The sequence below is a fragment of the Streptomyces sp. NPDC087263 genome (assembly GCF_044744645.1).
GTDB lineage: Bacteria > Actinomycetota > Actinomycetes > Streptomycetales > Streptomycetaceae > Streptomyces.
In genome coordinates, this window is sequence record NZ_JBIUYT010000005.1 from 315,021 (window position 1) to 334,407 (window position 19,387).

Below are 19,387 nucleotides of genomic sequence, written 5' to 3' on the forward strand. Positions count from 1 at the left end.
AACCCCACCCATCCCCTTTACCCCCTTGAGGAGGCTGAAGCCGTGACAGTCCGCACCGCATCGGTCGGCGTACGGCCGGCCACTTCGATGGACGCATTGCTGGACACCGCGCTGGACGCGACGGACCGGGCGCGTCTGCTGTCCGGCACCCACCACGATCCGCACGCGCTGCTCGGCGCACACCCGGTGCCGGACGGCGTCCTGTTCCGCGTGCTGCGTCCGTACGCCCAGGCCGTGGCCGTGGTGGTGAACGGGCTGCGCAGTGAGCTGGAGGACGTGGGTGACGGGCTCTTCTCGGGCGTACTGCCCCTCGACACGATCCCCGAGTACACCCTGTCGGTGACGTACGACGGCACCGAGTTCGCGGTGCAGGACCCGTACCGCTTCCTGCCCGCGCTCGGCAAGCTCGATCTGCACCTGATCGGCGAAGGACGACACGAGGAGCTGTGGCGGGCGCTCGGGGCCCACCCGATGACCCACCAGGGCGTCGTCGGCACCCGCTTCACGGTGTGGGCGCCGAACGCCCAAGGGGTCAGGGTCTGTGGGGACTTCTGCCACTGGGACGGCGCCGCGGGATATCCGATGCGGTCGCTCGGTTCCTCCGGGGTGTGGGAACTGTTCGTGCCCGCCATCGGTGACGGCGAGCTCTACAAGTTCGACATCACCCGCCCGGACGGTTCACACACCCTGCGCGCGGACCCGATGGCCCGGCGCACCGAGGTCCCGCCCAACACCTCCTCGATCGTGACCTCGTCGTCGTACGTGTGGGACGACGCCGCATGGATGGCGACCCGCGCCTCACGTCCCGTCCACGAAGCACCCTTCTCCGTCTACGAGATCCACCTGGCGTCCTGGCGCCCGGGACTGACCTACCGCCAACTGGCCCAGGAACTCCCTGCCTATGTAACCGACTTGGGCTTCACGCATGTGCAGTTCATGCCGGTGGCGGAGCATCCCTTCGGGGGCTCCTGGGGCTACCAGGTCACCGGCTTCTACGCGCCCACCGCCCGCCTCGGCACCCCCGACGACTTCAAATTCCTGGTCGACGCACTCCACCGGGCCGGCATCGGCGTCCTCATGGACTGGGTCCCCGCGCACTTCCCCCGCGACGACTGGGCCCTGGCCGAATTCGACGGCCGCCCCCTGTACGAACACGAAGACCCCCTCCGCGCCGCTCATCCCGACTGGGGCACCCTGGAGTTCGACTACGGCCGCCGCGAGGTCCGCAACTTCCTCGTCGCCAACGCCGTGTACTGGTGCGAGGAATTCCACATCGACGGCCTCCGCGTCGACGCCGTCGCCTCCATGCTCTACCTCGACTACTCCCGCGAACCCGGCCAGTGGACCCCCAACGAACACGGCGGCCGCGAGAACCCCGACGCCGTCGCCTTCCTCCAGGAGATGAACGCCACCGTCTACCGCCGCAACCCCGGCGTCATCATGATCGCCGAGGAGTCGACGGCGTGGGAGGGCGTGACGCGGCCGACCGCCGACGGTGGTCTGGGTTTCGGTCTGAAGTGGAACATGGGCTGGATGCACGACTCCCTCGAGTACGTGGAGCACGAGCCGGTTCACCGCAAGTACCACCACGACGAGATGACCTTCTCCATGGTGTACGCCTACAGCGAGAACTACGTCCTGCCCATCTCCCACGACGAAGTCGTCCACGGCAAACGCTCACTGGTATCGAAAATGCCGGGCGACTGGTGGCAACAACGCGCCACCCTCCGCGCCTATCTGGGCTTCATGTGGGCCCACCCCGGCAAACAACTCCTCTTCATGGGCCAGGAATTCGCCCAGGGCGCCGAATGGTCCGAAACCCACGGACCCGACTGGTGGCTCCTGGACCCCGCCTACAGCGCCGAACCCGACCACCGCGGCATCCGCGACCTCGTCCGCGACCTCAACACCACCTACCAACGAGAGCCTGCGCTGTGGGAGCGCGACACCGACCCCGCAGGCTTCACCTGGATCGCCGGCGACGCCGCCGACGACAACGTCTTCGCCTTCCTCCGCCACGACGCCGACGGCAACCCCCTCCTGGCCGTCACCCACTTCTCCCCCGTCGTCCGCCACGGCTACCAACTCGGCGTCCCCGACGACATCCCCGCCTGGCACGAAATCCTCAACACCGACACCACCCGCTACGGCGGCAGCAACGTCCACAACCCCGACCCCGTCAAACCAGAACCCCACCCCGCCCACGGCCGCCCCGCCAGCATCCAACTCACCCTGCCCCCACTGGCAACGGTGTGGCTGCGACCCGCCTGACAACGGCTAGGACAGAAGTTGTTCAGCGCCGCCTTCGAGCTTCTGGGCTATTTCGGCCGAGCGCTGGAGCATCGACTTCTCGTAGGTGTGTACAGCCTCGTCGATGGTGGCGGAGTGGACGAGTGCGAGCGCGAGTTCGACGGCATCGAGCATGGCGAGGTTGACACCGACGCCGAGCGGCGGCATGAGGTGGGCGGCGTCTCCCAGGAGGGTCACGCAGGGCGAGTGCTCCCATGTGTGCGGCACCGGCAGCGCGAAGAGCGGACGATCGACATAAGGGCCGTCGTTGTCGGTGATCATCCGGAGTGTCCCCGGTGACCAGGCCGCGTACTCGCTCAGCAGATGGGCGCGGATGCCCTCGGTGTCCTCGGGGCGAAGCCCGCTCGCGGTGATCCAGTCCGCCGGGATGCGCTGCATGATGTAGACGCGCATGTGGCTGCCGCTGTTTCGCTGTGCGAAGAGGCCGCGCTCGCCGTCGGCGATGTGGGCGCTGCCCTTCCCGACCAGTTCGGAAAGCGCGGGGTGCGCGGTCTCCATGTCGTCGAACCGTGCCTCGAGGAAGCTCACCCCGGTGTAGCGCGGTGTGGCGGGCGACACGGCGGTGCGGACGCGGGAGGAGGCGCCGTCCGCACCGATCACGAGATCCGCGTCAACGGCCGTCCCGTCGGTGAAGGTCAGCGTTCGCGGCCCGTCGGCCGGTCCGCTCACTGATTCGAGGGTGCGTCCCCACTGAACCGTCCCCGTAGCAAGTGAGCGCAGCAGGAGATCGCGAAGCTGTCCGCGGTCGATCTCCGGCCTGGACGTCTCACCCTCGTCCGGCAGATGGTGGGCAAGGACGCGCCCCGCAGGGTCCATGCGGCGCATTTCCTGGCCCTCGATCCTGGCGAGGGCGAAGAACTCATCCAGTAGACCCGCTTCGCGGAGTGCGAGCTGGCCGTCGTCCTCGTGCAGGTCGAGCGAGCCGCCCTGGTTGCGGGAGTTCGCATCCGGATCGCGGTCGTACACGGTCACCGCGATGCCGTGCTGCTGGAGGACGCGTGCGCAGGTGAGGCCTCCCGGGCCGGCGCCGATGATGCTGATTCGCGCGTTTGCGGGCGTCGGAGAGTCCACGGTGGATTCCTTTCGTCGGTGGGGCTCCCGGTGACGCCACGGCGCGGCGGTGACCGGCGCCGCGACCCCACCGGGATGCGGCAACCCCTACGGAGACCACCAAAGCAGAAGCGAGTCCATAAGTGCAACCGTTACAGTTTCTGCCTCATTCCAGTTGTGCGGTACAGTGACGTCATGCCCGACTCCCCGACCGTTGGCCGCCGCGAGCGCAAGAAGGCCGCCACTAGGCAGGCCCTCGCCGACGCCGCCCTGGAGCTCTTCCTGGAGCACGGTTTCGAACAGGTGAGCGTCCGCGACATCGCCGAAAAGGCCGATGTATCGACGACGACACTCTTCGCGCACTTCCCGAGCAAGGAGGCGCTGGTCTTCGACCGCGAGGAGGAAGTTGACGCAGCGCTGACCGCCGCCGTCCGCGAACGGCCCAAGGGCCAGAGCGTGGTCGAGGCGCTCCGCACCCACGCGCTGCAGTCCTGGGTGCTGATCGCGTCGGATCCGCGCCTGCATCAGCTCACCGCACTGGTGGACCGAACGCCCGCGCTCCGCGAGTACTCGGAGCGGATGTGGATGCGGCACGCGGGCACCCTCAGCGCCGTAATCGCGGAGGCACTCGGCCGAGAAGCGGATGATGTCGCGTGCTCGGCGCTCGCGCGGTTCGTCCTGGAAGTCCCGACCCTGTCCAAGGGCCGACACGATCCACGCGCGACCGTGGAGACGGTGTTCGACCTACTGATCCACGGTTGGCAGTCACAGCACGATTCCGGGGATGCCCTCACAAGCTCACCCAAGAACTGACGCCGCGAGCCGCCCGCCCACCACATTCATGGACGACCTGTCATCACACCCAGGGCGGCGGGCCCTCCGGAATCAGCTCATGGACCTCGAAGAGGATCGCGGATTCGACGCCCAGCGCCGGGCCGCCCATTCCCGCCGCCCAGGTCAGGAACGGGCGCGGCTCGAAGGCCCCGGCGCCAAGGCCCTTGGTGTATTCGGCATGGGCCTCGAGCGAGGCGATCCCGCGTTCGAGGGGGTCTCCCGAGACGTCCACGGCGTGGGTGGGCTGCTGAGGGCCCGCAAGGCACACCATCCGGATTCCGTTCCAGGGTTCGAGCCCTTCGTCGGCGAGTTCCGGGAAGATCCAGCGGTTTCCCGCGTCGCGTGCGGCGTCCAGGGTGGCGAGGCCCACCACACGGTGGTCCGCCTGGTTCGTGATGCCGCCGATCATGCGCACCGTGAACGCGCCTGTCACCACGACCTGGGGCCGGTGCCGGCGCATGGCTCGCACGATGTCGCGGCGCAGCACGGGCCCGTACTCGACGACGCCGTCACGGTGATCGAGGAACTCGACGGTGTCGACGCCTACTTCGCGAGCCCCCGCCCGCTCCTCCGCCTCGCGCAGGGGCGCCGCCCGGTCCGGGTGCAGGCTGTCGATGCCGGCTTCGCCACGGGTCGCCAGCAGATACGTGACCTTCTTGCCCTGCGTGGTCCAGCGGGCGACGGCGCACGCCGTCCCGTACTCGATGTCGTCCGGGTGGGCGGCCACGGCCAGACATCGCTGCCAGTCCTCCGGGAGCGCGAGCAGAACAGGGCCCTCCGCGGTGCCTGGTTTGTCTTTTGTGGGATTCATACACCGAATGATGGCGCGGAATGCACCTTGACCGTCAGAGGCGCGAACGCGCCTGCCGCGCGCGCCGGTGCACACAAGGCCTGGGCATCAGCCCTTCACCAGCCTCGTCAGGTCGGCATCCCACGCTCGGCGAGACCGCTCTCGTAGGCGATGATGACGAGCTGCGCGCGGTCGCGAGCATGCAACTTGGCCAAGAGGCTGCTGACATGGGTTTTCACGGTCGGCAGGCTGATCACCAGTTGCCCGGAGATCTCGGCGTTCGACAGCCCATTCGCGATCAGGACGAGCACCTCCTGTTCCCGTTTGGTGAGCCCGACCAGCCTTGGCGCGGGCCTGATCGCTTCGCTACGGCGCGAGAAGTTCCCGATGAGGCGTCGCGTGACCGTCGGTGCCAGCACACCTTCGCCGGTGGCGATGACGCGAATTCCGGCGACCAGGTCGGACGGCGAGGCGTCCTTCAGCATGAATCCGCTAGCACCCGCCTGAAGGGCCGGGTACACGTACTCATCCATGTCGAACATGGTGAGGGCCAGTACCCGTACGCCTGCCATCGTCTCGTCGGAGCAGATCTGCCGCGTGGCCGCGATGCCGTCCATGACCGGCATGCGTAGATCCATCAGAACGACGTGTGGTCTGAGTTGGCGGGCCAGTTCAACGGCCATGGCGCCGTCACTCGCTTCGCCGATCGCTTCCATTCCGGGTGTCGAATCGACGAGGAGTCGAAAGCTGCCGCGCAACAGTGCCTGATCGTCCGCGATCAGCACCCGGACCACCTCGGCCATCACGTATTCCTCGCACACTGCTCGTTCTCGGGCTATCGATTTCCGCTATTTTAACAGTGCCGCTTTCTCAACGACCTTGACTTCCAGGGCTGTTGGGGACTACTCGATCACCAACTCGCCCGTACTCGTGTCCCCCACCGTGATAGTCGTGCCGTACGGCTCCGCGAGCCGGGCGAAGTCGGTGAGGATCTCCTTGGCTTCGGCCGGTCCGGCCGCACGCGGGCGGCCCCGACGATGGACCGGCTCGCCGAAGCCCAGCTCGATCGGATGGAGACGGCCGCCGACGAGCGCCCCGTCGTCGAACGTGAGGAGCGGCACGAGCGACTGCCAGTACCGGCGATGCGGGGCGAACAACCGTCGCCCGTGGCCGCTGAGTTCGTCGAAGTACCGTCCCGGTGTGAGCTGCCCGGCGGCGGCGACGTTCGCGTAGTCCTCGGCCGGGATGCGGTCGGCGAGCTCGATCTGGCTGACGATGTTGCCCAGGCTGTAGAAGATGGGTTTGTTCCGGTAGAGCTCCACGCCACGGAGGAAGTGCGGGCCATGACCGACCACGATGTCGGCGCCTTCGTCGATCACGCGGTGGGCGAACGCGCGGAGGAACTCGCCCGGCGTCTCCGGCGTCGGGCCGGGCTCGTGGGAGTGCACGCTGACCATGACGAGGTCCGCGCGGCGCCGGGCCTCGCCGACCCACTGGGAGATCTCGTCGAGGTCGGTCCGGTCGCACACGGTCGTGAAGCCCGGTTCGTCCGCCATACGGAAACGGGCGCCGAACAGGGTGAGCCACTCGGGCGAGGGCATGGCGGGATCGATGCCGAGCAGAGTGCGCGCCTCGGCCCGCCGGGCCCGTAAGCCCGTCTCGGCGTCGATCTCCCGGAGCACGCCCATCTGGGCGGCCGTCACCTCCAGCGTGGAGCTGTGCCTCAGTGGATTCAGTCCGGGCCTGCCCGGCAACTCCGGTGACGGGGCGGCCGCTTCCTGCCCGGGCAGGAAGGTCGAGCTGCATGAGATCAGGGCCAGGCTGCCGCCGGGGCGGTCGACGTAGACGGGTCGCCGGGCGGCGGGGAGGTCGGCGCCGATCCCGGCGAAGGGGATCTGCTTCTCCGTCAGCAGCTCCGCCGTGCGGAGCACACCGTCCACGCCCATGTCCAGCGCGTGGTTGTTGGCGCAGCCGAGCACCGTGAAGCCCGCGTTCACGATCTCGTCGAGCACGCGGGAGTCCGCGATCAGGCCGCCGCCGCCCGCCGCGTTGTGCACCGGGTGGCCGCGCCCGTCACTGGGGACCACCTCGAGGTTGGTGAAGGCGAAGTCCGCGGCGTGCAGCAGTTCGCGGAGTTCCACGGCGGCGGGATCGGAGGTGATCAACGCTCCTCTGGTCGCCATACAGTCCCCGGACAGCGCCACGGTCAGCCGTGTCCGCGTCATCGGCCGGCCTCGTCCACCGCGCGGGCGAGTGAGGCGCCCGGGTCCGAGCCGGTGACGTCGACGCGCCGGCCGTCCACCATGACGACCGGGGTCAGCGCCACGTTGTCCGAGGCAGCCACGTCGGACACATACGTCACCCAGGGGTCGTACGTACCGTCATGAACGCAGGTCGCGAAGGAGTCCTCGGTGATTCCCGCGTCCCGGCCCCCGGCGACGATTTGGGCCTCGCTGAGCCCCGGGCCCCGTTCCGCGGGCTGCTTGTCGAACAGCACCGCGGCGTACTGCTCGAACTTCCCCTCGTCCGCCGCGCACGCCGCGGCGGAGGCGGCCCGCGCCGAATAGCCGCTGGGGCTGCTGTAGTCGTTGAGGAAGGCTACCGGGTGATAGACGAGCGTCACGCTCCCGCTCGCTTTCAAGGTCAACAGGTCGGCGGCCAGGGCCCGTTCGGTGTTGCGGCATTCGGGGCAGAGGTAGTCGAGGTAGAGATCGACCCGTACCGCACCGCTGGAGAAGACCAGCCCGGCCTTGTCGCCCGTCGCCCCGGCGGGCACCCGGCTCGGCGCCTCGCCGGCGTCGGAGTTGGTGGCCCTGACCAGGCCGGCGCCGACCAGCGCGGCGGCGCCGATGACGACCGTGGCCACGAGCGACACCACTAGGGTGCGCCGCCGCCGGTGCCGCCTCAGCACCATCTCCCGCACCAGGGTGTCCGTGCTCTCCGCTGTACCTGTGGTGTCCGTTGACTGCATGCCTAGCCCTCCTTCACGTCCAGGACCCAGCGGTCCAACGCGTAGCGAGTTCGCGGATTCCAGATGAGGAGGACGGCCGCGCCGAGGAAGAGGAGGTCCCGCGCGATGTCAATGACGTAGCCGCGCTCGGCCCCGTCCGTGAGGGTGCCTCCGCCGCCGAAGCAGCCGCAGTCGATGGACAGTCCCCGTGCCCATACCGAGACGATGGCGGCGATGTACATCGCCATCAGGGCGGCCGTGGCGGTCGCCGCCGCCCTGGTGGCCAGCCCGGCGATCAGCAGCAGAGCGACCGCCATCTCGACGAACGGCAGTGCCCCGCCGACTAACTGAGCGGCATCGGTGGGCACGATCTGGTAGACGGCGACCGAGCGGCCAGCCTCACTGAGGTCCTTGATCTTCACCAGGCCCGCGTAGCCCAGCATCGCCGCCAGGAGCAGCCGTGCCGCGGTTCCCGTCCATGCCTTCGTGACACGCACCGTGCGCACCATCCTTCTGCTCACTTCGTACGGGAGAACCGGTACGTGGCCAGGCCGAGCGTGACGGCCGCGATGGCCGCCAGCAGGCCCAGCTCCGCCACCACGGGTGGGTTCCAGTCCCCGATCAGCAGGCGCGTCTGTTCCGAACTCAGGGAGTCCGGACCGGGCAGTGTCCGGCGGACCGCGTCGACGCCGTACGTGAGCGGATTCAGTTTGACCACGATGGCGAGCCAGCCCGGCAGCCCGTTCGGCGGGAACATCGCGCCGGAGAAGAACATCAGCGGCATCAGGCTCAGGTTCACCACGATCTGGAACGTCTCGACCTGTCTGATCGTCACCGCAGCGAGCAGCCCGAGCGATGTGAACATCAGTGAGACGAGCAGTACTTCCACCAGCACGACGAGCAGGATCGGCGTGTACCGGATACTGGCGATGCCTCCGACCGACAGGACCAGGAGTCCGTAGATCGCGCCCGTGGTGGCTCCGCCGAAGGCGAGACCTAGCACGATGCTCGACCGGGGAAACGGCGCGACGAGCATCTGCCGGAGTACGCCGAGCCGGCGGTCCCACACGAGCGAGATACCCACCGCGATCGCCGGGGCCTGCACGGACATGATCAGCACGCCGGGGAAGAGGTAGGCCCGGTAGTCGTTCAACTGCGCCTTGCCGAGGCTGGACGACGCGGCGTCGAGACCGGTGCCGAGGACGACGAGGAACAGCAGCGGAGTCACCAGACCCATGGCGAGCCGTACGGGGTTGTGCCGCAGCCGGATCATCTCCCGCCGCCAGAGCAGCAGGACCGGCCTGAGGGCATGCCGAGGCCTGCCGATGGGCGGCGGGCCGACGGTGACGGGCTTGCCGCCGGGCGTCTCCAGCACCGTGTCCGTCCGGGTCATCGCAGTCCCTCCCCGATGTTGCTGAGCGTGTGCGCGCCCGTCCCGCTCTCCCGGATGGCGGACCCGGTGTGGTGCAGGAAGACGTCGTCGAGCGTCGGTGGTACGACGGTCACCGAGTGCACGGTCAGGCCGAGTTCGGTGCACAGCCGCGGCACCAGGGTGGAACCGTTCGCGACCCGGAGCAGCAGCCCGTCCGGGGTGAGCTCCGCCGCCAGGCCGAAGCGCTCTGACACGGCGTCCGCGGCGCGCGAGTCGCACTCCGTGCGCAGCACGACGACATCGGATCCGATGATGGACTTCAGCTCCGTGGGCGACCCCTCGGTGATCATTTTGCCCCGGTCGATGATCGCGATCCGGTCGCAGTGCTCGGCCTCCTCCAGCTGGTGCGTGGTGAAGAAGACGGTGATGCCCAGCTCCCGTCGCAGCCGGTCCAGGTGGTCCCAGACGGCCGCGCGGGTCTGTGTGTCGAGGCCGGTCGTCGGCTCGTCGAGGAAGAGGACCCGGGGAGCGCCGAGCAGTCCCCGTGCGATCTCCAGCCGGCGGCGGAGCCCTGTGGAGAACTGTCGTACGGGGGTCCTGCCGCGCTCTGACAGTTCCATCAGGTCGAGCATCGCGGAGATGGCGCCGCGTGCCTCGCGGCGGGGAAGCCCGCACAGGTCGGCCTGGAAGCGGAGGTTCTCGGCCGCCGTGAGGTCCAGGTCGAGCGTCGATTCCTGGAAGACGATGCCGATCCGGCGGCGGACCTCGGCAGGCCGGGTCGCCACGTCGAAGCCCGCCACCTCCGCCCGGCCCGCCGTGGGCTTGAGCAGCGTGGTCAGCATGCTGATCGTGGTCGTCTTGCCGGCGCCGTTCGGGCCGAGGAAGCCGTACGTCGCGCCGGTGGGCACCGTAAGGTCGAGACCGTTGACGGCCGGTGTGGTGCCGTAGAAGGCGTAGAGGCCTTCGGCTCTGATCGCCGTCATGAGCGGCTCCCGTCGGGACTGCGCACCGCGAGTACCGTTCGGAAGGCACTCAGTTCACCGGGCTCGTCGACCGGACGTCCGTCGACCTCGACCCAGGCGTGCGCGCCGAAGGGCTGGGTCCTGAACCCGGTGCACCAGTCGGCCCACCGGCCCCGCGCTCGGCACAGCAGGACGGTGGCCACGGACCGCTGGAGGCAACCGAGGCCCGCGCAGCGCGTACTGACCGATACGACCGACCGCCGGGCTCGCGTGACCTCGGCGTGAGCGGCGGGCCGGGTTCCCCTGCTGACCAGGCGCAGCACCCGTTGCAGCCGGGACGGGGGCAGCCGGACCAGGAGACGTGCGACGCCGGCGGCGCATCTGGGCGCGAGCTGTCGACGCAACGGGAGACGTGCCGCCTGCTCGGCGACGACGGGGGTGGTCATTGCGAGACCTCCAGGAGGTTGGCCGCGCTCAGTGAGTCGATGAGCGCCATCACGTCCTGGCGCGCCTGGTCGTCGCTCACCGGGGCGGCGGCGGACAGGCTCGCGGCGGCCACATCGGGGGTGTCTCCGTCGAGCAGCTTCCGCAGAATGGTGGAGCCGGACGCGTTCAGTTGCCAGTAGCGGCCTCGGCGTCCGTCGAGCAGTACGGCCCCCGACTCGACGGGCGTGAGGGTGACGTCGCGGGCAAGGCTCAGCTTCATCGGCGTTCTCCCGTGTCCTGGGTGTGCGATCGGAGCCAGCTCTCGCACGCCACGGTGGTCGTGATGGGCTGGAGGTGGTGGGACATCGGCCCGGGGTTGAGGACCGCGGACCGGAACGCCGCCGGGTCGATGAGGCCGAGCCGGGAGAGGTGCGAGTCCTCGCAGAGTTCCAGGAGCCGGGCCCGGTTCCGCTCGATGCCCCGGAACGTCTCCGCGCTGAACTCGCCCTTGTCGCGGCGGTCGAGGATGTCGGCGGGCACGACGCCCCGCAGTGCGGTGGTCAGCAGGGGCTTGAACCGCCCGCCCGCCAGGCGCTGGTCGACCCGCGTGGCAAGGGCCGCCGCCAGTACGCGGTCGTCGAGGAACGGCGCGTCCCAGTGGATGCCCGTGCCCGTGAGGGCCGTGTTGAGGTGGCGGATCGTGGCTCCCTCGAAGACGAGGGACGCGAGCGCCTGGTGCCGGGTCCGGTCGGCGTCCAGCGGTTCGGGCGCCTCCGCGGCCGTCGTGGTGAGCAGCTGCCGGACCGCCGTCACGGCGTCCGGTGTGGCCCAGGCCGGCATGCGGGGCGCGGACACCCAGCCGAAGTCGGGTTCGTTGAGCGGCGGGAGCGGGGCGCCGATCCGGCTGGCGACCGCGGTGAGGTTCTCCGCGAACGTCGACCGGTCCGTGAGCGCTCGCACGGTCGCACCCCACGACCAGCGGTTGGCCAGCCGGTAGCGGTTCACCAGCCGGAGGCCGTCGACCGGTTGGGCGCGGGCCAGGGACCACGCGCAGGCGGGCATCCGGCCGAACAGCTCGTCCCCGCCGAAGCCCGTCAGGTGCAGGGACGCGCCCTCCGACGTGGCCCGCTTCGCGAGGTCCCGGATGTGCGCGAGCCCTGAGGCCCAGGTCGAAGGTCCCTCCGGGGCCATGTTCGGGTGGTCGGCGGTGTAGCCGACATCGAACAGGTTCTCGGCGCGGTCCGCGGCCAGCGTGTGGTGCCGGGCCGCCGGGAGCAGCGCGGCGGCCTTGTGTGCCCACGCGGTGTCCCCGTTGGCGCTGTCGAGTGGCGCGACGTGGAAGGTGACCAGGTCGGCGCCGGCCGCGTCGGCGAGGAAGCAGAGGCTGGTGGAGTCCAGCCCCCCGGACAGGTCGGCGCTGATCGTTCCGCCCGAACTCAGCCTTGTGGCAACCGCCTCTGACAGCGTCGAGCGCACGGCCGCCGCGCCCTCATCGAGCGAGAGGGTCGCTTCCGGCAGCTCCCACCAACGTATTTGCTGCGAACGGCCGTTGGCGTCCAGCTGAAGCCAATGCCCTGTGTTGAGCGGGTCGATCCCCCGGCGGACCGGACGCTGGGCGAGCGGCCAGGGCGCTCCGCCCGGCGCCAGCAGCCGGGCCGCCAGTACCGCCTCGTCGATGCCCGCACCGGTGAGCCGCAACAACGGCTCCACGCCGCTTGCCGCCAGCGTGACCCCGTCGACCACGGCCGTGAAGATCTGCCGTACGCCGGCGACCGAACCCTGGGCCCGGGTCCTGCCGTCCATCGAAGCCATCAGGTGAAAGACACCCGGCAGCCGGGACACGACCGCGTCCACGTCGTGGAGCGAACCCATCCGGTCGAGCGCCGCCGCCGTGGCCGCCTCGTCCAGCCGGGTGTGGCCAAGGAGTACCATCCGCCGCGGGCCCGCGTCGACCACCGTGGCCTCGCCCTGGGGCCAGTCGCCCAGAATCCAGGGCCGCCCCGACGCGTGGTCGATCCGGTGTGTCGCCGGCAGACGCGCGGCCGACGCCGCACCGGCCGGGCAGTCCGGAAGCACTACGAATTCCATGTCGCCTCGTTCCCCCGGGCCCGGTGCCGGTGCGCCTGAGCGCACCGGCACCGGACGTGATCACCAGAAGCAGACGATGGCGTAACCACAGCCCGCGAAGTCGTTGCAGCTTCCGACGCCGAGGCACTTGGTGAGCTCGTCGAAGTCGCCGACTTCCTGAAGGGTCGGGGGCTCGTAGATCGCAACAGACATGTGTTACCTCCCAGTTGGGTCAGATCGTTCGGGCCGACCAGTTCGGTCCGTGATCTGTCTGGGAAGTTACGGCGCGGCCTGTCCCACGGGCATGGGGCAGGAGCCTCAGCCGAGTCCCGTCACACGTCCCAGCGACGGTGCCGGAGGTAGCCACAGGCCAGCGCCACCACGGTCCACACGACCAGCACGGCGAATCCCATGTACGCGTCGGGCGAGTTGACGGTGAGCATCTCCATGCCGACCCGGTCGGGGAAGTACCGTGCCACCTCTTTCGTGGCTCCGATGACGGAAAGGATCTGGGTCCCGGCGAGCACCATCGGCAGCAGAACGGCCAGCGGAACGATGGCGCTGCGGGCCATCGCGGCCGTACTCGCCGCGAACAGGGACATCAGTGTCAGGTAGACCACCGCGCCGGCCAGGGCGCGCGGCACACCGGACGCGCTGATCGAGACGCCGTGGGATCCCAGGGCGAGTTGGGTGACCAGATAGCTGACGACGGTGACCGGGATGGCGACGCACGCGGCGGCGGCAGCGGTGACGACCATCTTCGCCGCGTAGAGCCGGCCGCGCCGGGGCACGGCGAGCAGCGATACGCGCATCATGCCGGACCCGTACTCACTGGTGACGATGAGCACGGCGAACACGATCAGTGCGAGCTGGCCGTAGAGGATGCCGTCCAGACCGGCCTGCTGGGGGGTGAAGTCGGCCCGGAGCCCGGGGTTGTCCGATTCGAGCGCGGACTTCGCGGACCAGCCGCCCAGGGCGGCGATGAGGACGCTGATGGGGACGAACAGCAGCAGCGCGACGAACGTACTGCGGACACAGCGCAGCTTGGTGAACTCGGCGTGGATGGCCGCGACCGTCTCAGACACGGGTGTTCCTTCCGCCCTTGCCGACGAGTCCGAGGAAGACGTCCTCGAGTGACCCCGTGTGGGTGCTCAGTTCGTCGAGCGGGAGCCCGCCCGCCGCGGCCAGCCGGTTGATCTCGGCCGCCGACATCCCGCCGACCTCCAGGCTGCCGTCCGGCGCGAGTGTCAGCGAGGCGCCTTTCCGTTCCAGTTCCCTGCCGAGGAGCCCGGGTTCCGCTGTTCGCACGCGTACGTACGTCCTTCCGTGGCGTTGGATGAAGTCCGACATGCTGGTGTCCGCGAGGAGTTGCCCGTGGTCGATGACGATCAGATGGTCCGCGACCATGGACATCTCGGCCATCAGGTGGCTGGAGACGAGAACGGTCCGGCCTTCGGCGGCCATCGCGCGCAGTAGTTCGCGCAGCCACCGGATTCCCTCCGCGTCAAGGCCGTTGACCGGCTCGTCGAGCACCAGGACGGGCGGGTCGCCGAGCAGCGCCGCGGCCAGGCCTAGCCGCTGGCCCATACCGAGCGAGAACGTGCCGACCTGCCGCCGGGCCACGTCCGTCAGGCCGACCATCTCAAGGACCTCTCCGACCCGTCGCCGGTCGATCCGGTTGCTCTGCGCCAGCCACAGCAGGTGGTGAGCGGCGGTCAGGCTGCGATGCGGAGCCGATGTCTCCAGCTGGGCGCCGACATGCCGGGCCGGGTACCGCAGTTCGTGATAGGCGTGCCCGCCGATCCGTGCGGAGCCTTCGTCGGGACGGGTCAGGCCGAGCATCATCCGCATCGTGGTCGACTTCCCGGCTCCGTTGGGGCCGAGAAATCCGGTGACGGCACCTGCCCGCACCGTGAAGGTGAGGCCATCCACGACAGTGTTCTCGCCGTACCGCTTCGTCAAATTCAGGACGTCAATCACACACTGAGTCTCGCCGGGCGTCCGCCTCACCACATCGGTCCCTGGGGGGGAGTACCGGACGTCCTTCGCGGGCCGAAGCCATACTTGCGAATGAGTCCGGCTCAGTACTGCAGTGTCGCCGCGACCCGGAAGCCGCCCCCCGCCCGCGGTCCGGCGGCGATGGTGCCACCGTGCGCGGCGGCCCGCTCCCGCATCCCGACGAGGCCGAGTCCGCCGCCGGGCACGGCCGGCCGTCCGGGGGATGCGGGGCCCTCGTCGGTGACGTCGATCGTCAACTCGCCCCACTCCGCGACGAGGTGCACCCTGCATCGGGTCGGCGCCGCGTGCTTGATGACGTTGGTCAGAGCCTCCTGGACGATCCGGAACGCGGACAGCGCGACACCGTCCGGGGGTTCCTCGGTGCCGCTGGACCGCAGGTCGACGCGCACGCCCGCCGCCTCGGCCGTCTGTACCAGGGAGGGCAGGTCCGACAGTCCGAGAACGGGCCGGAGGTCCTCGGCCCCCTCCTGGTCCCGGCGCAGCACCTTGAGGGTGGCCCGCATGTCGCGCAGCGCCCTGCGGCTGACGTCCTCGATCACCGCCAGGGCTTCCTGCGCCTCCTGGGGATGGGTGTCGACCACATGGTTGGCGATACCGGCCTTGACGGCGATCAGGCCCACGCTGTGCGTGACGACGTCGTGGATGTCACGGGCGATGCGGAGGCGTTCTTCGACCTTCGCACGCTCGGCCGTCTGCTCAATGACGCGCCGCATGCTCTCGCGCCGCTCCCTGACGGCCGACCCCGCCGCCCAGGTGGCGCCCAGGACCAGCAGACCGAGCACGACCTGCACCGCCTGGGTCCCGCCCTGGTAGCCCTGTGCACCCGTCATCGTCAGCCCGGCGGCGCCCGCCGCACTCACTCCGCCGACGAAGACCGCTGACCGGCCTGTTGGCCGCTTCCGCGTCACGGCCACCAGGTACAGCGCGTAGGCGGCGGCCAGGAACGAGGTCGGTGCGAGACCGAACGGCAGGGACACGCAAGCGACGGTCAGGACGAACACGAAGACCGGCACGGGCCAGAGCCGCCGGACGACGAGCGGCAGCGCGGTGCTCAACGCCAGCAGCCACACGGTGGCGTTGTTCACCTCGCCGCTGATGTACGGGCGCAGCGGCGCCAACTGCGGGAGCAGTGCGAACCCGAGTGCGGCCAGCACATCGAGCACGATCAAGCGCCGACGCGAGATATCGACCATGCCTTGAAAGTATTCGTTCGCTTCGCCGTACGTCCAACGCGTTCGTGGGCCGGCGGTGACTGCGCGGGTGCACGCGCGCGGTCGCGAGCCCGCCCGCACCGCCGCGAGCGGGGCCACGACTGTGCGTCGATGAGGTCGAGGCGTCCGTCAAATTCCTGGAGATTTCCAGGGGATTACCTGTGCCTCGGCCGAAAGTCGCCCATCAAGTGGAACTGAATCCTTCGTTTAAGAGGCGCACTTGCGTTCCCCTCAATCACCTCCTCATACTCGGCACCCAATCGTGTCATGCACCCTTCCACTCTCATGCGGATGAATGATGACCAGAAGGAGACTCGTGCAACCGAATTCGTGCTCTGGAATCAACCTGTTCATTCTCACCGAAGACACGGTCACCCTTGCCGGGCTGGAAGCGATTATCGATCAGGATGACAACGTTAGCCTGATCGGTCGTGCAGTGGATGGCGCACACGGCATACGATGTCTCGAAAAGACCGATTTACAGCCCCATGTCATCATCATTGGAGAGCCGCCCTCGAAAAGAACCATCTGCGAGAACGTCCAGCAGATCTTCTCGAAATACCGCCACGAGAAGTCCCGGCCCAAAATGATCGTCGTGTCGCAGAACGATGACGACGACGTGATCTTCGCCGCCTTACGCCTCGGCGTCAACGGCTATCTCGCGAGAGTCGGGTCGTCCGTGGAACTACTTCACTCCATTCAGATAGTGGCCAAGGGGGGCGCTGCTTTCAGTCCGTCGATAGCCGCCCGGTTCAGCAGGTACTTCTCCAACATGCGGAGCCTTCCGGAGCTGACGGGGTTCTCCGATCTGACCAACCGAGAGCTGGAGATACTTGAACTGCTCGCAGACGGCCTGGGCAACCAGCAGATCGCACGGCGACTTTTCCTGGCCGAAAAGACAGTGCGCAACTATGTCTCGCGGATTTTCGCCAAACTGGAGGTGCACGACCGAGCCACGGCAGCGGTACGAGCACGCGACGCCGGTTTTGGCGGGCAGAACGACAGTTCTGGAGTCGAAGGACGCGTGCACGATGGCGAAGTGCCGGCGGCCCCGGAATTCGGCCGGCAAAGGGATCGCGCCCTCGTACTTATAGAGGAAGCGCACGCGGAGTTTCGGTGAAACGCCGGGGAGTCCGGCTCCTTGCCGGGCCACGGGCCGGCCGCGGTCCACCCACCGACACCCTCCTGGTCGAAGCCGCAGCCAACGTGATGAAGTTGGTGCGCTCACACCGCAAAGGAGACTTCTCGTGACCGGCGCCTCGCTTCCCTGGACTCATCCACCCGTCAAGGTCGGGCTCGTCGGCGCCGGGCCGTGGGCGCGTGCCGTGCATGCACGGGTGCTTGCCGCCGGGCCCGAGACACAGCTGACCGCGGTGTGGGCTCGCCGCAGCGAGGCGGCCCGTGAGACCGCCGCACCCTACGGAGCCGAGGTCGCCGAGCGCTTCGAGGATTTGCTCGACACCTGTGAGGCGGTCGCCTTCGCGGTTCCGCCCTCCATTCAGGCGGAGCTCGCCTGCCGTGCCGCGGAGGCGGGCAAGGCGCTGCTTCTGGAGAAGCCGCTCGCGCTGGACCTTCCGTCGGCGCAGCGACTCGTCGATGCCGTCGACGCGGCAGGCGTCGTCTCCCAGCTCGTCCTGACGAGCCGTTACAACCCGGCCACCCGGCAGTTCCTGGCTGCCGCCCAGAGCGTCGACGCCGTGGGAGCCCGCGCCTGCATGGTGACCGGCGCCTTCCTGGGCGGCGAGTTCGCCACCCCTTGGCGTCTGGAACACGGCGCGCTGCTGGACCTCGGACCACACGTTCTCGATCTGCTGGACGCGGCCATGGGGCCCATCGTGCGGGTGCGCGGCACCGGAGACCCACGCCGTTGGATCGAGCTCACCTGCGAGCACGCGAGCGGAGCGGTGAGCCAGGCGTCGCTGTCGGGGTCGGTCAACGTCGAGCAGGGCATCACACGGATCGAGTTGTTCGGGCCACAGCCGGAGCTCGTGTACGACGGCGCCGCGCTCGACCACGAGGAGAGCTGGCCCGTGCTGCGCCGGGAGTTCGCCACCAACGTGCGTACGGGAAAGCCCGGTGAGCTCGATGTCCACCGCGGGCTGCATCTCCAGACCCTGATGGCGCAGGCGTTGGGCACATGAGTTCCCACCGGTGGTGAAACTCGTCGTGCAGTATCTCGTCTTGAAGATCGTCCCCAACTGAATCGCGAGGTCCCAGATGTTCTCTGGTCGTGCGTGGCGTGTGCTGAGGTTCGGCGAGCCGAAGGAAGCGGTCGAGCTCCAGGAGATGACCTGGGGTGAGCCGGCGTCCGGGCAGGTACTGATCCGGGTACGGACCGCGGGTGCCGGGTTCCCCGACGTGTTGATGACGGCCGGCCATTTCCCGCTGCTCGGAGCACCTCCCTTCGGCCTGGGGGAGGAAGCGGCGGGGGAGGTCGTCGCCGTGCCGCCGGGCTCTCGGTTCGCCGTCGGCGACCAGGTGACGGGCATCACCGCGTTCCTGGAGGGGTGGGGCGGGTACGCGGACTACGCGTATGTACGTGAGGGGTCGGCCATCCGCATTCCGGCCGACATGACGGATGAAGAGGCCGGCGGCTTTCCCATCGGGTTCCGCACGGCGTACGCGGGTCTCGTGGATCGCGCCCCGGTGGAGGCCGGACAGACCCTGCTTGTTCTGGGCGCTGCGGGCAGCAGCGGCGCCACCGCCCTGCAACTCGGCAGGGCGTTGGGCGCCACGGTGATCGCGGTCGCGGGAAGCCAGGAGAAGCTGGAGTTCTGCACGCGGTACGGGGCGGATCATGTCGTGAACTACCGCACGGACGATTTGACGACCCGGATCGATGAGATCACGGGCGGACGTGGCGTGGACCTGATCTATGACCCGGTGGGCGGAGACACGGCGGCCACGGCGTTGAAGAGCATCGCGCGCAACGGTCGTATCGTCATCATCGGCCTTGCGAGCGGCGCTCACGTTCCTCTCGACTCGGGTGACATGCTGCTGCGGAACTACACGGCGGTCGGCGTGCTCGCCAGGCCCCATGCCGACCCGGCCACGGAGACTGCCGTGTGGGACCGCCTGGCGAACCTCGCGAAACAGGGGGCGATCACCACGCCGGTGGGCACGGTGTACGGATTCAACGAAGTACCCCGGATGATCACCGAGCTGGCGGCCCCGGGATCGGGCAAGTCAGTCGTCCGGGTGGCGCCTGAGTAGCAGGGCGAGCGGGGCCTGTTCGTTCCTCCTCCGCCCAGGCCACAACCTCCCTTGCGCGGCGGTGGCCGTGGGGCAGAGGACGGTCAGGTGTCCGTGTCCCGGGTTCAAGGGGGCGACGCCGTTCAGGCGAAAGGGCGGGCCAGCGTGCGTGGTCGACCGGGAGCCTGTCGACAACACACCTGT

20 protein-coding genes are annotated in these 19,387 nt (G+C 68.9%); 5 read left to right on the forward strand and 15 right to left on the reverse strand.

The features are described 5' to 3' along the window. The first annotated feature begins 87 nt into the window (after positions 1-87). Positions 88-2,271, forward strand: coding sequence for a 1,4-alpha-glucan branching enzyme (gene glgB / locus ACIPC1_RS18505; RefSeq protein ID WP_402518796.1), 2,184 nt, complete (start codon positions 88-90; stop codon positions 2,269-2,271). A 6-nt stretch (positions 2,272-2,277) separates the two neighbouring features. Here the strand turns inward: glgB and ACIPC1_RS18510 are convergent, their stop codons facing one another. After that, positions 2,278-3,381, reverse strand: coding sequence for an FAD-dependent oxidoreductase (locus tag ACIPC1_RS18510; protein ID WP_402518199.1), 1,104 nt, complete (start codon positions 3,379-3,381; stop codon positions 2,278-2,280). A gap of 174 nt (positions 3,382-3,555) precedes the next feature. Between ACIPC1_RS18510 and ACIPC1_RS18515 the strand changes: the two genes are divergently transcribed. Further along, positions 3,556-4,173, forward strand: a complete 618-nt coding sequence (locus ACIPC1_RS18515) for a TetR/AcrR family transcriptional regulator (protein WP_402518200.1) — start codon at positions 3,556-3,558, stop codon at positions 4,171-4,173. A 43-nt stretch (positions 4,174-4,216) separates the two neighbouring features. Here the strand turns inward: ACIPC1_RS18515 and ACIPC1_RS18520 are convergent, their stop codons facing one another. From ACIPC1_RS18520 to ACIPC1_RS18585, 14 genes are all read right to left on the reverse strand, one after another. Beyond that, complete coding sequence (locus tag ACIPC1_RS18520; protein WP_402518202.1) at positions 4,217-5,005, reverse strand: PIG-L deacetylase family protein; 789 nt, start codon at positions 5,003-5,005, stop codon at positions 4,217-4,219. Positions 5,006-5,112: 107 nt separating this feature from the next. Beyond that, entirely contained in the window at positions 5,113-5,787 is a 675-nt protein-coding gene (locus ACIPC1_RS18525; protein ID WP_402518203.1) for a response regulator, read from the reverse strand. A 99-nt stretch (positions 5,788-5,886) separates the two neighbouring features. Next, positions 5,887-7,209, reverse strand: coding sequence for a lasso peptide C-terminal Trp epimerase (mslH, locus tag ACIPC1_RS18530; protein WP_402518206.1), 1,323 nt, complete (start codon positions 7,207-7,209; stop codon positions 5,887-5,889). Then, the gene (locus ACIPC1_RS18535; protein WP_402518208.1) at positions 7,206-7,955 is read right to left on the reverse strand and encodes a DsbA family protein; all 750 of its coding nucleotides are present in this window, start codon (positions 7,953-7,955) and stop codon (positions 7,206-7,208) included. The genes mslH and ACIPC1_RS18535 overlap by 4 nt, the downstream gene beginning before the upstream one ends. Positions 7,956-7,957: 2 nt before the next feature. After that, on the reverse strand, positions 7,958-8,431 hold the full coding sequence (locus ACIPC1_RS18540) for a MauE/DoxX family redox-associated membrane protein (protein WP_402518210.1): 474 nt from the start codon (positions 8,429-8,431) through the stop codon (positions 7,958-7,960). Positions 8,432-8,451: 20 nt separating this feature from the next. Next, positions 8,452-9,327 carry an ABC transporter permease gene (locus ACIPC1_RS18545; protein WP_402518212.1) on the reverse strand — a complete coding sequence of 292 codons (876 nt, stop codon included), beginning with the start codon at positions 9,325-9,327 and terminating at the stop codon, positions 8,452-8,454. Further along, positions 9,324-10,289 carry an ATP-binding cassette domain-containing protein gene (locus ACIPC1_RS18550; RefSeq protein WP_402518215.1) on the reverse strand — a complete coding sequence of 322 codons (966 nt, stop codon included), beginning with the start codon at positions 10,287-10,289 and terminating at the stop codon, positions 9,324-9,326. The genes ACIPC1_RS18545 and ACIPC1_RS18550 overlap by 4 nt, the downstream gene beginning before the upstream one ends. After that, entirely contained in the window at positions 10,286-10,714 is a 429-nt protein-coding gene (locus ACIPC1_RS18555) for a lasso peptide biosynthesis B2 protein (protein WP_402518216.1), read from the reverse strand. Before ACIPC1_RS18555 ends, ACIPC1_RS18550 begins: the two co-directional genes overlap by 4 nt. Further along, complete coding sequence (locus tag ACIPC1_RS18560) at positions 10,711-10,974, reverse strand: lasso peptide biosynthesis PqqD family chaperone (protein WP_365442559.1); 264 nt, start codon at positions 10,972-10,974, stop codon at positions 10,711-10,713. The genes ACIPC1_RS18555 and ACIPC1_RS18560 overlap by 4 nt, the downstream gene beginning before the upstream one ends. Continuing rightward, on the reverse strand, positions 10,971-12,782 hold the full coding sequence (locus tag ACIPC1_RS18565) for a lasso peptide isopeptide bond-forming cyclase (protein ID WP_402518219.1): 1,812 nt from the start codon (positions 12,780-12,782) through the stop codon (positions 10,971-10,973). The genes ACIPC1_RS18560 and ACIPC1_RS18565 overlap by 4 nt, the downstream gene beginning before the upstream one ends. 60 nt (positions 12,783-12,842) lie before the next feature. Continuing rightward, positions 12,843-12,974 carry an aborycin family tricyclic lasso peptide gene (locus ACIPC1_RS18570; RefSeq protein WP_266822533.1) on the reverse strand — a complete coding sequence of 44 codons (132 nt, stop codon included), beginning with the start codon at positions 12,972-12,974 and terminating at the stop codon, positions 12,843-12,845. Between the two features lie 119 nt (positions 12,975-13,093). Beyond that, positions 13,094-13,846: an ABC transporter permease gene (locus ACIPC1_RS18575; protein ID WP_402518221.1), complete on the reverse strand. Its 753-nt coding sequence runs from the start codon at positions 13,844-13,846 to the stop codon at positions 13,094-13,096. Further along, complete coding sequence (locus tag ACIPC1_RS18580) at positions 13,839-14,741, reverse strand: ABC transporter ATP-binding protein (protein ID WP_402518224.1); 903 nt, start codon at positions 14,739-14,741, stop codon at positions 13,839-13,841. Before ACIPC1_RS18580 ends, ACIPC1_RS18575 begins: the two co-directional genes overlap by 8 nt. Positions 14,742-14,842: 101 nt before the next feature. Continuing rightward, positions 14,843-15,973, reverse strand: a complete 1,131-nt coding sequence (locus tag ACIPC1_RS18585; RefSeq protein ID WP_402518226.1) for a sensor histidine kinase — start codon at positions 15,971-15,973, stop codon at positions 14,843-14,845. 334 nt (positions 15,974-16,307) lie between these two features. Between ACIPC1_RS18585 and ACIPC1_RS18590 the strand changes: the two genes are divergently transcribed. From ACIPC1_RS18590 to ACIPC1_RS18600, 3 genes are all read left to right on the forward strand, one after another. Beyond that, entirely contained in the window at positions 16,308-17,111 is an 804-nt protein-coding gene (locus ACIPC1_RS18590; RefSeq protein WP_402518227.1) for a DNA-binding response regulator, read from the forward strand. Positions 17,112-17,238: 127 nt separating this feature from the next. Beyond that, on the forward strand, positions 17,239-18,132 hold the full coding sequence (locus ACIPC1_RS18595) for a Gfo/Idh/MocA family protein (protein ID WP_402518228.1): 894 nt from the start codon (positions 17,239-17,241) through the stop codon (positions 18,130-18,132). Between the two features lie 76 nt (positions 18,133-18,208). Beyond that, positions 18,209-19,204 (forward strand): NADPH:quinone oxidoreductase family protein, encoded by a 996-nt coding sequence (locus ACIPC1_RS18600; protein ID WP_402518230.1) that lies wholly within the window; start codon positions 18,209-18,211, stop codon positions 19,202-19,204. Positions 19,205-19,387 lie beyond the last annotated feature (183 nt).

What these genes read in the sequence shown, in the direction of transcription:
- glgB (WP_402518796.1), top strand. Translation starts at nt 88, where the DNA reads ATGGACGCATTGCTGGACACCGCGCTGGACGCGACGGACCGGGCGCGT.
- ACIPC1_RS18515 (WP_402518200.1), top strand. Translation starts at nt 3,556, where the DNA reads ATGCCCGACTCCCCGACCGTTGGCCGCCGCGAGCGCAAGAAGGCCGCC.
- ACIPC1_RS18520 (WP_402518202.1), bottom strand. Translation starts at nt 5,005, where the DNA reads ATGAATCCCACAAAAGACAAACCAGGCACCGCGGAGGGCCCTGTTCTG.
- ACIPC1_RS18525 (WP_402518203.1), bottom strand. Translation starts at nt 5,787, where the DNA reads ATGGCCGAGGTGGTCCGGGTGCTGATCGCGGACGATCAGGCACTGTTG.
- mslH (WP_402518206.1), bottom strand. Translation starts at nt 7,209, where the DNA reads ATGACGCGGACACGGCTGACCGTGGCGCTGTCCGGGGACTGTATGGCG.
- ACIPC1_RS18535 (WP_402518208.1), bottom strand. Translation starts at nt 7,955, where the DNA reads ATGCAGTCAACGGACACCACAGGTACAGCGGAGAGCACGGACACCCTG.
- ACIPC1_RS18545 (WP_402518212.1), bottom strand. Translation starts at nt 9,327, where the DNA reads ATGACCCGGACGGACACGGTGCTGGAGACGCCCGGCGGCAAGCCCGTC.
- ACIPC1_RS18550 (WP_402518215.1), bottom strand. Translation starts at nt 10,289, where the DNA reads ATGACGGCGATCAGAGCCGAAGGCCTCTACGCCTTCTACGGCACCACA.
- ACIPC1_RS18555 (WP_402518216.1), bottom strand. Translation starts at nt 10,714, where the DNA reads ATGACCACCCCCGTCGTCGCCGAGCAGGCGGCACGTCTCCCGTTGCGT.
- ACIPC1_RS18560 (WP_365442559.1), bottom strand. Translation starts at nt 10,974, where the DNA reads ATGAAGCTGAGCCTTGCCCGCGACGTCACCCTCACGCCCGTCGAGTCG.
- ACIPC1_RS18565 (WP_402518219.1), bottom strand. Translation starts at nt 12,782, where the DNA reads ATGGAATTCGTAGTGCTTCCGGACTGCCCGGCCGGTGCGGCGTCGGCC.
- ACIPC1_RS18570 (WP_266822533.1), bottom strand. Translation starts at nt 12,974, where the DNA reads ATGTCTGTTGCGATCTACGAGCCCCCGACCCTTCAGGAAGTCGGCGAC.
- ACIPC1_RS18585 (WP_402518226.1), bottom strand. Translation starts at nt 15,973, where the DNA reads ATGGTCGATATCTCGCGTCGGCGCTTGATCGTGCTCGATGTGCTGGCC.
- ACIPC1_RS18600 (WP_402518230.1), top strand. Translation starts at nt 18,209, where the DNA reads ATGTTCTCTGGTCGTGCGTGGCGTGTGCTGAGGTTCGGCGAGCCGAAG.